Genomic DNA, 14408 nt, shown 5'->3' with positions numbered 1-14408 from the left:
TCAAAAACCGAACATATGGTCCAGCGAGAAGGCCCCGTCCTGGCCCATGACGCCGTGATATCCGAACAACCGGCATGTGGTGTCGCGGATCATGACATAGGCCCCCTGCCCCGCCTGCGCGATGGCGGCGGCACCGAACAGGCGGTGCGGCCAGATCATGGCCGAGCCCGAGCAGGCGATGGTCATCGCCGTTTCCGCCACCATGCGCCCCGCCCCGTCATGCAGGCCCAGCACGGTATGGGAATACGGGCGCCACGCCGCCGATGCCGGATAGATCAGGCAGCAGAACGAGTCGCCCAGCCCGTTGCCGCCCTTCAGGAACAGGCGCGTGCTCAGGCCCGGCGGCGGCCCGGAATAGGATTGCGGCTCGCCCCGATAGGTCATGACGGTGTTGAAGACATGGGCGCCGAAGCTGGTTTCCGCCGCATGCCCACCGTCACGGGCCACGAATCGCACCAGGGCGTGCAGCCAGCCATCGGCCTGCCCACCGTCGCGGAAATCATAGACCAGTTCGGCATGACCCTCCGGCACGCCCAGTTCCGCCAGATCCTGCGCCAGATCGTGGTCGCGCGGCAGGCAGCCCAGGAATTTCCGGCCGGTCGGCCGGCCCGCCGGATCGAAGCAATCCAGGCGCAGCGGCAGGGTCATCTGCGAGTCGGCCATCGGCACCGGCTGGACGATCGTGCGGAACCGCGCGGGGTCCAGAATCGGGAACGGCAGAAGGTAGCCACGCCCCAGGCTGGCCGGCAGGGCCGGAATGCCTGGATCGGGCCGCAGGTCCGCCCGCTCGACGTTCAGGTGGGCGATGCGCGTCCTGGCGGCCGAGGTGACCTCGTAGCGCGGGCGCACGACATGGCGGCCCGAGCGGAATTCGATCTGCGCCGGCCATGCCAGACCGGACAGGCTGTCGGAAACGCGAATCGCCACCGTCTGGTAGGGACCGATGGACTGCGTGATCGGGACATGCCGGTCCTCCCCCATGCGATTGAGGCTCATCGTCCCCGGGGGAATCGTCATGGCGTGGCTGTTCTGCACCCACAGCACCACGTCCTCGCCCGCATCGGGGGCCGGCAGGTTGGCGTAGCGGTCGGACGGCCAGGCATTGGCGTCGTGCGTCACCGACAGGCTGCGATTGCCACCGGTGCCGTATGTGTCCAGCGCGTATTTCACCACGTCATGGCCCGCAACGCCGACGGCATGCACGAAAAGCTGTCCCACGAAGGGCGCCAGACCGAAGCGCGCGCGCACCGCGCCGCTGTCGATGACGATGGCGCCGCCCCCGTCGGGCACGGTTTCCTGCCACGTCGCCAGCACCGTCCCGTCCGCGCCGAACAGGCGCAGCCACAGCCGCACCCCGGACGCGCCATAGCGCGACCAGTAATTCGCCGTCACCAGCCGGGTGGACAGCCCGTCCGCATCGCGAAAGAAAGCATGGTTGGTCGCGAAATTCAGCCGGTCCAGGTAGCGGTCACGAACGGTCAGCAAGTCGTCCGGAAGGCGCAGCGCGTCCAGCGCCAGGAACCGCGCCCCCGGCGGCAACAGATGGGCGATACGGTCGCGGATACGCGCCCCGTCGAAGGTCACGGCCAGCACGACCGAAGCCCGCGCCTGCCCCAGATCGACCAGCGCCCGCGCCGGCCCCGCCGCCGTCGGCTGCCCGACACGCAGCGTGTCATGGACATACACGCCCTCGACCACACCCAGTCCCGCCGCCTGCCCTGGCGCCGGATCGGGGCACAAGGCGTGCAGCATCGCGAACACGCCGTCCGGATCATACACGGCCACAGGCCCGGCGGCGCGGATCTCCGCCGCCAGGACGGCCAGCGCCTCGGCCGCCAGCGGATGGGCCAGCGCCTTGTAGAGAACATTGCCGCCCGCCTGGGCGTCGTAGGTGTGGATGTCCAGCATGCGGCATTCATATCGCAGAATCCGGCAGCCAGAAATCGGGCGGCGGATTACGCTATGGACACCTATCGCCACACAGAAGAAATCGAGTCAGAAATCAGAAATCAGACAGCTATCTCCAACTATACCGTAGAATAGAAACCGATTTATCCTCACATTGCGCTCATATAAAAGATGAATTTTTTATTTATCGATAAAAGTGCACTGCAATTATCTACACACATCGACAGATTTATTTTCTTTTATAGATATATTAATAGATTCTACAACTCTAATATTTGAAAGTCCAGCCGATGCTGGCATAAGTGGGACATCCAATCCGAGTACTACATCCTCGAAATGATGAAGTTGCTGTTCAAACGGGTCGGTTTTCAGCGCCGAGAGTTTGTGCGTATCAAATTTTTTCCACCAGGACGGAGTTTGATTTCCACTATAGGTACGAACATTGAACGTCGGGAAATCAAGAGAACCAAGCGTCCCGGCAAAATGGTAACAATTAGCGTCATCGAAATATGGATAAGCGGGATTTTCTCCAGATGTCATTTCCCAACTTTGGTTGCTAGCGGCAATATCCGAAAGGATGAACGTGCCCAACGCTCCATTTTCGAATTTAAACCCAATAATAACAGTATCTTCAACCTCAAAACCTCGCCGCTCATTGCTTGCCTGCGCCCAAACGGAGCAGATAGGACCGTACAAATACTGCAAGATCCCGACTTCATGAATCATATTGATGAGAATCGGACCGCCCCCTATCCGCGCACGCCATGGCCCATCGTTGAAGTAGTCATCAGGTTTGTAAAAAAGCGCTGATCCATGCACCGCAACAGGCTGACCGAAAGAAGGAGAGCAAATAAACTTCTTAGCAACAGGAAGAAGACCACTATAAGTTCTGTGATGACCCACGAGGACGGGGGTAGAATTCCGTTCCGATGCTTCGCAAATCACAAGAGCCTCCCTAGAATTAGTGGCCAGAGGCTTCTCGACTAAAGTAGGTATACGACGATCGAGACACATCAGCGCCTGCTCGCAATGAAAAGCGTTGGGAGAAGCGAGAATCGCGGCATCTATGGGAAAGCGGTCCAGTGCCGCGTCAATCGTTTCCACGAGAGCGACGCCGCGTTCCTGAGCAAACGTCATATTTCGGGCCGTTCGTGGAGCCACAATGACCTTAAGGGCACAGCGCGGTGAATTGGCCAACAGGTCGGCATGTTTCCGACCAATCAGACCCGGCCCCGACAGCAGGACGTTCAAGATGGACATTAGCGTGACGACAACGTGTTAGTGAGTTGATCAAATAAATGACGCACGGTTGGATAGGACGGTGCCTCGATAAACATCAGCGCAGTCCTCTGATAGCCGACACCGGACAGGCGTTCACCCGGAGTACGAAGGGGAATAAGACGCATGACGGCCCCCATAGTGGGAACAGTAAATTGAGTAAAAATCGTTCCGGCCCTCTGCTTGACGGTGTGTCGAAGCACAGATCGCGGAACAAACTCCCATTCCGGCTCAGACAGTCCCAGAAAATAAGAAGCATAACACGCGGCATAGCGGAAGCCTGTACTCTCCTGGATTAAGCGAGAATAGAGATCACCAGGACATCTGCGTGTTATCTCAATAATTCGTGGGCCCTCTTCTCCGACGATGAACTGAACATGCACAAGTCCATCACACAGATTTAGTTTGTGAGCGATACGTTCAATAGCGTTTCCAATAACGACAGCTTCAGGCATATCGTTTGGGTGCACGACATAACTGGTATCGACAGCAAAGAGATCATACCGCGAGCCTTCCCTCACGATAAAAGCGCGCGTGATTTTTCGATCCGTCAGGAACGCACTGTAGCTGAAAAGAGAACCACTGATGAAAGATTCGCATAGAATGCTACCAGAAGGACTGTGGCCTCGCGCTAACTCAAAAGCGGCTCTAGTCGCCTCCGCGTCAGTTGCATCAAACACGGACACTCCGCGCCCGCTAAATCCGTCTGTAGGCTTGCAGATAAAATGACCTCGCGAAGGGAGGCATTCGGGTAGAAACGCTCGTGGGGCAGGCAAATCGAGCTCTTCACAGAGATCGCGGAAACGGCTCTTGATGTTAAGGATACGATCAACGTCTGGATCATATGGATAAGCGCGATTGCCTCCAAGGCGAGCGAAAGTCGCCATGGAAACGTCTGTACAGCCAGGAACCACATCGGCGATTGCATATTCGTTTATAATGGAACGAATAATATCCGCATCGCTATAGTCAGCCTGTATCCAACGCTCGGGGAATGCCAGAGCCAAAGCATCATGAGGGCGGTTGCCGACGGTCCAGACGGTGCAGCCAAGGAGTACAAGCTCATCATGTATAGGAACCGCGGCAAAGGACGCATCAAGAAGAAGAACGTTACGTGGCGACGGGTCGATACTCATATACGTTTCTCTCGAAGGGTCTTAAACAAAGGCCAAAGCATCAGGAAATCCAGAACGAAGGATGCCCGCCACCCTGATTTCATCAGCAATTCGAAGAAGAGAATTCATCCAGACTCTCCCATCAAAATGGCTAGAAATAAAATCAGCCCCGATTTGGGTTGCGTCAGTATAGTCCACATCGGAAAAATAAATTTCAGAAATACAATCCGAAAGATTGGGTTCGTTTACATTTATCCCAAAAAACGTAGGAATATGTCTGATATTTTTCTTCGTAAAAGCATTTTCGTCTGACACAACACAACAACGGGCATCCATTCCGTAAGCAACACGCTCGTGAATGCCAGAAGATATATTGGGACTCGTGTTCAGAATAAATTGCGTAGCAGAATAGATCGATGACAGGTTGGAAGCGTCGATAGGAGCATGGAAGCGCGCCCGTGTCGTCTTGTGCGAAAGATGATCCCATCCACGTCCGTAGATGTCTACCGGCAGGTCTAACAGAGCCGTGACAAGAGAAGTCATGCGACACTCCCTCACGTAAAGATCAAGTTCCTGCATGAGGGTGAAGAGAATTTCAAGACGATGCTCATTAGAAAGTCCGTGCTCTTTGCAAGATGCGAATAAAATATCTGTAATATCTCCACTACCATGCCGAAGGGCGACAACAGCGGCATCTTCCAAAATGGCACGCCAACGCGGAGGCAGCACCGTCCATTTTTCCCGGCGATCTTCTGGGTTTCCACCGGTTTTGATAAACGCCATCCTCTGGGGGCGATCACGCCAGGGGATAATGTTCCGTTCCGATTGCGGAACCACACCAACGCAATTGATGAGGGTGGAATACTGCGGCGAACGAATGATTTCCCTCTGAATACGAAGCCATTCAGAAAATACGTACGCATTGGCCACATAGTGTGCACGCATGAAGTGATTTTGCGGCATCGCGCAGGGAGGATCAGCGAGAACCGACACGAAGGGAACTTTGATGGTATCCCACAAATTTTTGCCTTGATGGTCTATGTTCGCGCCGATCCCTGCATGGCTCCAGGCCATGGCAATTCCGTCGTCGATAATCTCCGCAAGCTTCTGAAACCAGTCCGACGTCTTGAGATCAATGATGTGCCCCCGGTAGCCGTCTGGTTCAATGAGATGCATGAGATCCTTACTGAATTGGCGCAGAACTCCATTTTCGTTCTCACCAACAAACGCAACAACATTACGTAAGGAAGACATGACAACTGACCTGACATTGGTAAAAATTTAAAAAAATTCTGGAGATTCATTATTATAATAATTTGGCCTCTTCCGGCAGGACGTCCCGAAGCGTGGCGCAGACACGCGTGACCTGTTCCTCGGTCATGTCCTGATAGAAGGGCAGACCGATGCCGCGATATCCATATTGCTGCGTCGTCGGAAGGTGTTCCCGTGGGTAGCCCGCATAGGCGGGTTGGGTATGACAGCCGCTCCCCCACCAGGAGACCGTTCCTATTCCGCGCCTTGCCAGCGTTTCCGCTACTGGCTGGGATTTTTCAGGACAGATGACGGCAAGTGTCGAGGCCACCCAGTTGTGGCCGAAAGCAGGCGGCAGTCTGACGGAAGCAGGAAGCAGGCCCAGATAGAGACGTGTCAACGCATCCCAATGTGACCGGGTCTCGGCCCAGACATCGAGGCCGGCGAGACCGACGGCAGCCGTATATTCCGATATTTTCGCATTAATTCCAGGGGATTGAGCGGATCGGCTGCCGGAAAAACCGAACCGGGCAAGGGTACGGATATGCTCGGCCAAGACCGGATCGCGGGAAATAACCGCGCCTCCTTCGCCAATACCGAACACCTTCGTCGCATGGAGGCTGACAACGACCGTACTCTTGCCGATGCGCATGGGACCGTCGGAGCGCAACGTGTCGAACGCGGCGGCCGCGTCGATGATGACAGGGCGACCCGTCCGCTGGCTGACCGCATCCCATACCGCCAGGTCGATGGGTGACCCGAACGGAACCACAATGAGGATCGCCCCGACATCGGGGGACCGGGCGAGATCTTCGATCGTGTCGGGGTCAGGGATCCATGTGTCGGGATCGACGTCGACGAAGTGGGGCACGAGGTCGGCAGCCGCAACGGCAGCGGCACTTGCCACGAACGTCCATGACGGCATCAGGCAACGGGAGCCCTGTCGAAGAGCCTGCGCGCGCAAGGCCAGGGTAAGGCCAGTGGTCGCGTTGGCCACAAGGGCGATGTTATCATATGCCATGCCCCAGAAGCGGCCCAGGCGCTCCTGGAAGGCCTCGCACAGAGGTCCCTGATTCGAGTACCAACGGTTTGCATCGATCTGGTGGAGATAGGGTGCGATATATTCCATGGCAGGCAGGCGCGGCCAGGCGACGGGAATGTCGATAATATCGGAACTACTCGATTTTGTATTTGCAGCCTGAGTTGAAATATCGCGGTCCAGGGGTTTTCTATTGAGTGTTTCCGGTGCGTTTTGAACTGACAATACCACCGTTGATTCCCCCTAAATCCACCGCCCGGTGCGGTTGCGAGAACGGTGGAAGACGCGTTGAGCACCCTCGGTGCAAGGCCAGCTTATTGCTTTGAGTGGCAAGGTCAACGGGCGGTATGTAAGACGTTGCGTCGGTACTCCTCGCGGTCGGGCAGTCTCAGGCTGCCAAAATGGGACGGTGGACCGCGGAAAGAAGGCGAAAATAACTATGGGAAACGGTGAAATCCTCTCGGAAGACGAGAAAAACCAGCTCGTTCATGGGAAAATTGCTTTATCTATATTGGGCGCACTAAGCGGAACCGACGGCAATATACTTGCCAATCATATCTTGCAAACCCCCTCTTCTGTCAAAGATATATTGTATAAAATTTCAACGGGAACGCCGGTTGAAATGTTGAGAAAGGAAGCCGCTTCTCATACTTCTGACGAAGGAGGGAGGATAGAAGCGGACTTCAATTACGTCGGTTTGCCGGACGAAGCGAGCCACGTCAGTTTCGAAACAGGATTTCAGGAATTCATGCGGCCTCGCCTGGGGGCGCGTCAGAAAGGGTTTTCGGTTTTATTCGAACACCTGTCTCGTCATGATCGTCCGTTCATTCTTGAAACAGGCTGTTTGCGCATCCCGAACAATTGGGAAGGAGATGGACAAAGCACTTTCCAGTTTGATTGGTATGCCAGAGAAAACAGCGGAACGGTCATCACGATCGATTTAAACAGAGAGAGCATAGAGAGCGCCCGCCGCGCATGCAGCAATGTCACCAATACAATACTCAATGATTCCGTTTCAGCACTTAATGCATTGAGTTCTTTGACATCCTCTCCCGCATCCCTCATTTACCTTGACAGTTTTGACCTGGATCCGAACAACCCGATGCCGAGTGCCATTCATCATGCAAAGGAAATGATGGCAGCGCGTCACTTGATTGGACCAGGAACCTTGATTTGCGTTGACGATTTTCAGGTCGGGCCATTGGATGGCGGCGGCAAGGGGCTGATTATCGATCAGTTCATGGACACAATCCGAGCCAAGGTCCTGTATTCAGGCTACCAGAAAATCTGGCAGATAGCCTCCTGACACGACATTCGGGTACGGGCCGGATGCTATGACGTGGTCACGTTCGGCCCCATGCCCGGGCAAATTTCGCCAGATCAGCCGTGATACGGTGCATGGGAGCCGACCAGTCAAGCGGCTGGCTTTGCTGGTAGATCCGCAGGCTGTCATACCACGGCGAGTCCGAGCGGCCGGAAAGCCATCGCCAGCACTGATCGTAGCGGGACAGCATCCAGACGGGCTTTCCCAGTCCGGCGGCGACATGTGCGGTTGACGTATCGACCGCGATGACCAGGTCCAGATTGCTGACGAAGGCAGCCGTGTCGCTGAAATCATGAAGCAAGGGCGTATGGTCAATCAGTTGCATTCCGGCGGGGGGCGTTTTGGCCTGAACGGATTTTTCCCCGATCTGCAAGCTGTAGAACAGGGTATCGGGCACGGAGGCGAGCGATGCCAGCGTCGCCAGATCGGTGGAACGGCGCTGGTCGGCGATGTTGACCTCGCGGACGCCGCGATGCGGCGCCCCCGCCCAGACGAGGCCGACGCGAAGGGGCGCTGAAGACAAGCCCCTTTTTTCCAGATCGTCCTCGAGTTTTTCAGCCCAGAACGCCACCTTTTGCGGGTCTGCCTTCAGAAAGCCCCCTGGCGACGGAATGGTTTCCAGAGTCGTGCCTAACGCACGCGGAAGACTGGCTGCCGGACATTGCAGATCGTGAGGCGGAACAGGGTCGTCGATCGATATGAATGTCTGGTCCGGGAACGAAAGTCGAAACAGGGACAGTAATTCCTTCCGGACCCGAACGAGGGTGCGCCCGCCGAATTGCGCTGCAAACGGAATGAAGCGGGAAAACTGAAGCATATCCCCGAAGCCACCTTCCGTATGAATCAGCAGGGTGCGTCCGGTGAAATCTCCACCCTCCCACAACGGGGCGGTCATGCGGTGATGACCGAGCATCCGGGTTTTCCAGCGCCATTCATATTCCTCGAACCCCTCCTGGTACTCGCCCAGGGCTAGGAGGCAGATGGCGTAGTTGGCGTGGCTTTCCGCGTTTTCCGGGTCCAGCCTGACCGCCACGCGATGGAAGTTCCGCGCCAGCGCATGCTCCCCACGCCGGTCGAGCGCGACCCCGAGATTGCTGAGGGCCAGGACATGCTGGGGATAACGGGTCAGGCACTCCTTGTACGCGGCAATCGCGTCGTCATAGCGCTGGAGTGCCAGCAATGCGTTGCCGAAATTGGACCAGGCATCGACCAGCGTCAGCTTCAGATTGAGCGCACGAATCAAGACGTCATGCGCCTCCTGGAAATCACCAAGGGTGCAGAGCAACCCGCCATAGTTACTCAGGGTACGCGCATCATCCGGCGTCTGGACCAGTTCGTGCCTGTAGGCCTCCGCCGCTTCCTGCAACAGACCGGCCCGATGCAATGCCTCTCCATCCTTCGGACGCTCTCTCTCGTGTCCAGAGGTTGCCGACGAGGCATCGGAAGAAAAAGACCCGCCATTGTGGCTCATGAAGCGTGTGACCTGATTTCTGTGACATACCCGCGCAGTCCGGCCCGGCAGTCTATTCCCCCGGGGATAGCCGGTCGAGGGGCGCTTTGCGCGCCAACGATCGCCACTCGACCATCTGGGACCGGCAGCCTATGCTGCGGCGCATCTCGCCGGGGTCTTTCGAAACCTTCTCCAGGTCAGGACGCCCGGGGCGTTGTGCCCGCGCACGCCAGACCATGAGAAAGAGAGTTTCCCCGCATGTCGTCCAGCGTCCAGGACTTTCTTCAGCACGATTCCGACCGTCCCGTGGGGATTACGATCTGCGCGGTGGACGACATAACGCCGCGGCTCGCCACGGATGCACTCAGGCGGTCATGTCGGAAAATGCGCTTCGACCGGGCCGTGCTCCTGTCATCTTCCCGGCCCGGAAGCCTTGCGGAGGGGATCGAGCATATCGCGATTCCGCCCATCACCAGCCATGAAGAGTATTCGCGCTTCATGCTGCACGATCTTCATCGCCATATCGACACGCCCCATGTCCTGATCGTGCAGTGGGATGGCTTTGTCCTGGACGGTTCAGCGTGGGACGCGTCGTTTACGGCTTATGACTATATCGGCGCTGTATGGGGAGGGCACGCCCAGCGCAGGGTAGGAAACGGTGGCTTTTCCCTCCGCTCGCGCAAGCTGCTGAAAGCCGTGGCGCAGATCGCGCCGGACCAGCCGGCGGGAAGGGGCGAGGACGATCTGATCTGTCGCATTCTGGCCCCTCGGCTGGAGAGCGAGTTCGGCATCCTTTTCGCGCCCGAGGCCGTGGCCCATCGCTTCGCATATGAACGTGTCCTGCCGGACGCACGCACGTTCGGATTCCATGGATTGTTCAACCTGTGGCGCCATCTCGGGGACGATGAACTGCTTCAGGTCATCGAGGATCTGCCTGCCAGCGTTGTCACGGGCCGCGATTTTCTGCAGTGCATGGCCTGCTGCCTGGGGGTGAAAAGATTCTCGATGGCGCGTGCCTTTGTACAGCGACTTTCGACCTACGTGGACAAGGACAGGCTGGACGCGCATTTTCGCCTGATCGGTGCCAAGCCGGGGTTTGCGGAATTTCTGTCGAAACTATAGCCGCGAGCCCCTCGCGCCCCCTACCCCAGACCCAGCCGGCGGCGCATCTCCGCCGCCACGGTGATCGTGTCGTCCAGCGGCGTGACCGGCCAGTCCTGCATCCGGCCGGTGAAGGGGCGGGTACGGCCGGCATCGGCCAGGTCGCGCAGGAACAGGCCGATCCGTCGCGACCGCCCCGGCAGGTCGGCGATCATGACCGGGGCCGTGCCCGCTACGGCCTCGGACACCATCGAGACACTATCCTTCGTCACCACCACCGCGTCCGCGCAGGCCAGCAGGCCCAGATAGGGATTGTCGCCCTGCATGTCCCACACCCAGCCGCCCAAGGGGGACAGGGTATCGCGCATGATGCGGCAGACCGCGTCGCCCGTCCGCCGCGACGGCGTGACCGCCGCCCCCACCCGGTCGCGACGCATCATGTCGGCCAGTTGCCCGGCCAGGACCTGCCCGACCGCCTCGTCCAGCCGGAAGCGGCCGTTGGACCCGCCCAGCAGCACGGCGACCAGCGGACGCGGCAGGTGCGCCAGGCGCGGCAACCATTCCGCCCGCGCGGCCGCCAGCAGAGCCGGGGAGACACCGTGCAGCGCGGTGCGCGACAGCAGGACGTTGGGCCCCGCGATTTCGTCGTGACGGTTGGCGATCACCAGGTCGAAACGGTCCAGCCGCATGCGGGGATTCTGGATCTGCACGACGCGCCGGGTCGTGCTTCGCAAAGCGGCACCGACCGCGCCCCCCTTGCCGGCGACACTGAACACCAGGTCGGCCGTTCCAGGATCGACCGGCGGATCGATGGCACGCAACGGGGCGGGCCACCAGGCGGCCGGCATGCGCCTCCACACGCCGCGCGCCTTCACCGGACAGAAAAACGGTGCCAGCCCGGCCCGTGCCGCCAGCCCGAACGCCTGCGAGCGCATCCCGGCCAGGTCTTCGGCCACCACGGCCACCGGGGGCGTCTCGGATCGGGCGGAGGGAGGCGAAGTCGGCTCGGTCATGCCGCCATCTGCCGACAGGCCATACGGGCCGTCAATGGCGCGCCGCGCGGGAATCGCTTCCCCGGTACCGTCCGGGCGCGGTATCCCGTCACACGATGACCGATACCGCCCCCCTTTCCGACCCCAGCGACATCCCCGCATTCGATACGTTGGGCCTGGACCCGCGCATCGTGGCGAATGTCGCGCGGGCCGGCTATGCCACCCCGTCGCCGATCCAGGCCCTGGCCATTCCGCCGATCCGCGACGGCCGCGATGTCGAGGCCCTGGCCCGCACCGGAACCGGCAAGACGGCGGCCTTCGCCCTGCCGGTGATCCATCGGTTGCTGACCGGTGCAGGAGGCGCCGCACCTTCCGGGCCTCCGGGCGCGGTGCGGGCCCTGATCCTGTCGCCGACCCGGGAACTGGCCAGCCAGACCGCCGGCACCGTCCGGACCTGCATCCGCGGCTGCGGGCTGACGGTGGCGCTGGCCATCGGCGGGGCGCCCAAGGACCGGCAGGCACGCGCCTTGCTGGACGGCGTCGATATCCTGGTGGCGACCCCGGGACGCCTGCTGGACCATCTGGCGGACGCAACCATCACGCTGGACCATACGACCTGCCTGGTGCTGGATGAGGCCGACCGGATGCTGGACCTGGGCTTCGTCGAGGATGTGCGGGCCATTGCGGCGCGCCTGCCGGTGCGGCATCAGACCCTGCTGTTTTCGGCCACCATGTCACCCGCCATTTCGGCGCTGGGGCGGCAATTGCTGCACAAGCCGCTGCAGATCGCCCCGCCGGAGCAGGCCGCCCCGCCGCCGCGCATCCGCCAGCAGGTGATCTTCACCCCGGCCGCGCGAAAGGCCGCGTCCCTGCTTGCGGTGCTGCGCCGCGAGGCAGGCGGCCGGACAATGGTCTTCACCCGTACCAAACAGGCGGCCGACGCGCTGGCGCGGACGCTGAATACGGGGGGCGTGACCGCCGCCGCGCTGCATGGCGACCACGGCCAGGTCCGGCGCGACCGCACGCTGGACGATTTCCGTCGTGGCAGGCTGCTGGTGCTGGTCGCCACCGACGTCATGGCGCGCGGCATCGATGTCGAGGACGTGGCCCTGGTGGTCAATTTCGATATCCCGGAGCAACCCGAAACCTATATCCACCGGATCGGCCGCACCGCGCGGGCCGGACGGCGGGGCACGGCGCTTTCGCTGTGCGATCCCGCCGAGCGGCTGAAGCTGCGCGACATCGAAAGACAGAGCGGCGCGCGCATCACCGTCATCGATCCCACCTGAGCATTCTTGGGAAACAGGCCTGCGCAGAGACGTGAAGGGAGACCGCACGTCTGGCGGCATTGCAGCGGCGGCCCGACGCTATAAAGTCTGTCGCCATGGCCTGGCCGATCCATCCCGTCGCGCGTGGCGATACCGGAACAGACACACGCCCGCCGGGCCGGCGCATCGGCCAGGAGGGGAATGCGGCATGATGAGCTGTGGATCCGGAGCCCGCCTCGGCCGGTCGCCCCGCACACGCGGGCGTCCGACCTTTCTGGAGACGCTGCCGACGCCCCCCCAGCCCCTGCCCCGCTTCGCGGTCAACATCGCCCCGCCCGACCTGTCACCCTGGCTGATGGACCATGGCGGCATTCCCGGCATCATCCACCGCGAGGGAGCGCAACCCGGCCCGCATGTCGTCCTGACGTCGCTGATCCACGGCAATGAATATGCGGGGGCGGTGGTGCTGGACCGGCTGCTGCGCGAGGACATTCGCCCGGCACGCGGACGCCTGTCCCTGGTCTTCGCCAATCCGCAGGCCTTCGCGCGCTTCGACCCGGACAATCCCGTCGCCTCGCGATTTGTCGAGGAGGACATGAACCGGCTGTGGTGCCGGCAGGTCCTGTCCGGCCCGCGCCGTTCGGTGGAACTGGACCGCGCCCGGGCGATTCTGCCGGTGATCGAATCGGCGGATATCCTGATGGACCTGCATTCGATGCTGTGGCCCGGGACGCCGCTGATCCTGGCCGGGCGGATGGAAAGCGGGCGCAGACTGGCAGCCATGATCGGCGATCCCCGGCTGATCGTCTCGGACCATGGGCATCAGTCTGGTCCGCGCCTGATCGACTTCGAACGGTTTTCGGCCCCGGGCAGCCCGGCCGCCGCCTGCCTGCTGGAAGCGGGCGCGCATTGGAACAAGGACACCGTCGAGGCCACCGACCACGCCGTCCGCGCGCTGCTGCGGCATTCCGGGTTGCTGCCGGCGGATGAGGCCGCCCCCCTGCCGCCACCCCGGCACATGATGGTGACGGATATCGTGACGGCGCAGACCCCGCGCTTCCGTTTCGTCCGTCCCTTCCGGGGCGGCGAGGTCATTCGCCGGCGCGGCACCCTGCTGGCGCAGGACGGCCCCGACGAGATCCGAACCCCCTACCCCGACTGCATGCTGGTCATGCCCAACCTGCGTCCGGGCCTGGGGCAGACCGCCGTCCGGCTGGCGACGGTCGTCCCGGAATCTTTCCCCCCCACACCGTGACCGCGACATGCGGCATCACTGCCGGATGTCCTGCCTTTATCCACCTTCCCAAGCCATTGATTGGATGAATTTCCTGATTTAACGTAATCCTCCTCCTTATCGGAAGGCGTTTAGCAGGGTATCGCTCAATTTCTTCCATATAAAACTATTTCTTGCGATTGGATAAGTTATAATGGGAAGCGCTCTTCCATCATCCCTGGATGAATTTTACCAGTCAGTTCTCGGAATAAGCATTCACGGTCTGAAGTTTAATTCCTATCAGGACAATTTTGATGCATCGCGCTTCAACACTGACGAAAAGGACCATTCTCAGGACTTCGACCTGAATTCAAAAATTTTCTATTTTACGTGGTTTTTCTTTAATCGTGAAAATTTATTCCGGGCATATTGCAACCTGTCCGACGATTCTTCAAAACTGCTTTTCATA

At 59.9% G+C, this 14408-nt stretch carries 11 protein-coding genes; 4 read left to right on the top strand and 7 right to left on the bottom strand.

Annotation, left to right across the window (positions count from 1 at the left end):
• The 5 genes from GDIA_RS16925 to GDIA_RS16905 form a co-directional block, all read right to left on the bottom strand.
• Positions 1 to 1908 carry a hypothetical protein gene (locus GDIA_RS16925; RefSeq protein ID WP_012554910.1) on the bottom strand — a complete coding sequence of 636 codons (1908 nt, stop codon included), beginning with the start codon at positions 1906 to 1908 and terminating at the stop codon, positions 1 to 3.
• Positions 1909 to 2115: 207 nt separating this feature from the next.
• Positions 2116 to 3168: a Gfo/Idh/MocA family protein gene (locus GDIA_RS18870; RefSeq protein ID WP_012554909.1), complete on the bottom strand. Its 1053-nt coding sequence runs from the start codon at positions 3166 to 3168 to the stop codon at positions 2116 to 2118.
• A complete protein-coding gene (locus tag GDIA_RS18865; protein WP_012554908.1) occupies positions 3168 to 4322 on the bottom strand; it encodes an ATP-grasp domain-containing protein in 1155 nt (384 codons plus the stop codon). Before GDIA_RS18865 ends, GDIA_RS18870 begins: the two co-directional genes overlap by 1 nt.
• A gap of 21 nt (positions 4323 to 4343) precedes the next feature.
• Entirely contained in the window at positions 4344 to 5555 is a 1212-nt protein-coding gene (locus GDIA_RS18860; RefSeq protein ID WP_012554907.1) for a hypothetical protein, read from the bottom strand.
• Between the two features lie 52 nt (positions 5556 to 5607).
• On the bottom strand, positions 5608 to 6822 hold the full coding sequence (locus GDIA_RS16905) for a DegT/DnrJ/EryC1/StrS family aminotransferase (RefSeq protein WP_244410133.1): 1215 nt from the start codon (positions 6820 to 6822) through the stop codon (positions 5608 to 5610).
• Positions 6823 to 7000: 178 nt separating this feature from the next.
• On the opposite strand from GDIA_RS16905, the gene GDIA_RS16900 reads away from it, so the two are divergent.
• Positions 7001 to 7897, top strand: coding sequence for an O-methyltransferase (locus GDIA_RS16900; RefSeq protein WP_144880144.1), 897 nt, complete (start codon positions 7001 to 7003; stop codon positions 7895 to 7897).
• 37 nt (positions 7898 to 7934) lie between these two features.
• Here GDIA_RS16900 and GDIA_RS16895 read toward each other — a convergent pair whose 3' ends face one another.
• The gene (locus GDIA_RS16895) at positions 7935 to 9386 is read right to left on the bottom strand and encodes a tetratricopeptide repeat protein (RefSeq protein ID WP_081434753.1); all 1452 of its coding nucleotides are present in this window, start codon (positions 9384 to 9386) and stop codon (positions 7935 to 7937) included.
• 237 nt (positions 9387 to 9623) lie between these two features.
• On the opposite strand from GDIA_RS16895, the gene GDIA_RS16890 reads away from it, so the two are divergent.
• A complete protein-coding gene (locus GDIA_RS16890) occupies positions 9624 to 10487 on the top strand; it encodes a DUF5672 family protein (protein WP_049762959.1) in 864 nt (287 codons plus the stop codon).
• Positions 10488 to 10507: 20 nt separating this feature from the next.
• Here GDIA_RS16890 and GDIA_RS16885 read toward each other — a convergent pair whose 3' ends face one another.
• Positions 10508 to 11479, bottom strand: coding sequence for a mitochondrial fission ELM1 family protein (locus GDIA_RS16885; RefSeq protein ID WP_012554902.1), 972 nt, complete (start codon positions 11477 to 11479; stop codon positions 10508 to 10510).
• A 95-nt stretch (positions 11480 to 11574) separates the two neighbouring features.
• On the opposite strand from GDIA_RS16885, the gene GDIA_RS16880 reads away from it, so the two are divergent.
• Together GDIA_RS16880 and GDIA_RS16875 are read left to right on the top strand one after the other, a co-directional pair.
• Complete coding sequence (locus GDIA_RS16880) at positions 11575 to 12747, top strand: DEAD/DEAH box helicase (RefSeq protein WP_012554901.1); 1173 nt, start codon at positions 11575 to 11577, stop codon at positions 12745 to 12747.
• A gap of 187 nt (positions 12748 to 12934) precedes the next feature.
• Positions 12935 to 13981, top strand: coding sequence for a M14 family metallopeptidase (locus GDIA_RS16875; RefSeq protein ID WP_012554900.1), 1047 nt, complete (start codon positions 12935 to 12937; stop codon positions 13979 to 13981).
• Positions 13982 to 14408 lie beyond the last annotated feature (427 nt).

Source organism: Gluconacetobacter diazotrophicus PA1 5 (genome assembly GCF_000021325.1).
GTDB classification, from domain to species: domain Bacteria; phylum Pseudomonadota; class Alphaproteobacteria; order Acetobacterales; family Acetobacteraceae; genus Gluconacetobacter; species Gluconacetobacter diazotrophicus.
This window is presented reverse-complemented; position numbering and strand designations above follow the sequence as displayed.

Coding starts and splice junctions, on each gene's coding strand:
- GDIA_RS16890 (WP_049762959.1), top strand. CDS start 9,624: ATGTCGTCCAGCGTCCAGGACTTTCTTCAGCACGATTCCGACCGTCCC.
- GDIA_RS18870 (WP_012554909.1), bottom strand. CDS start 3,168: ATGTCCATCTTGAACGTCCTGCTGTCGGGGCCGGGTCTGATTGGTCGG.
- GDIA_RS18865 (WP_012554908.1), bottom strand. CDS start 4,322: ATGAGTATCGACCCGTCGCCACGTAACGTTCTTCTTCTTGATGCGTCC.
- GDIA_RS16895 (WP_081434753.1), bottom strand. CDS start 9,386: ATGAGCCACAATGGCGGGTCTTTTTCTTCCGATGCCTCGTCGGCAACC.
- GDIA_RS16925 (WP_012554910.1), bottom strand. CDS start 1,908: ATGCTGGACATCCACACCTACGACGCCCAGGCGGGCGGCAATGTTCTC.
- GDIA_RS16880 (WP_012554901.1), top strand. CDS start 11,575: ATGACCGATACCGCCCCCCTTTCCGACCCCAGCGACATCCCCGCATTC.
- GDIA_RS16885 (WP_012554902.1), bottom strand. CDS start 11,479: ATGACCGAGCCGACTTCGCCTCCCTCCGCCCGATCCGAGACGCCCCCG.
- GDIA_RS18860 (WP_012554907.1), bottom strand. CDS start 5,555: ATGTCTTCCTTACGTAATGTTGTTGCGTTTGTTGGTGAGAACGAAAAT.
- GDIA_RS16875 (WP_012554900.1), top strand. CDS start 12,935: ATGATGAGCTGTGGATCCGGAGCCCGCCTCGGCCGGTCGCCCCGCACA.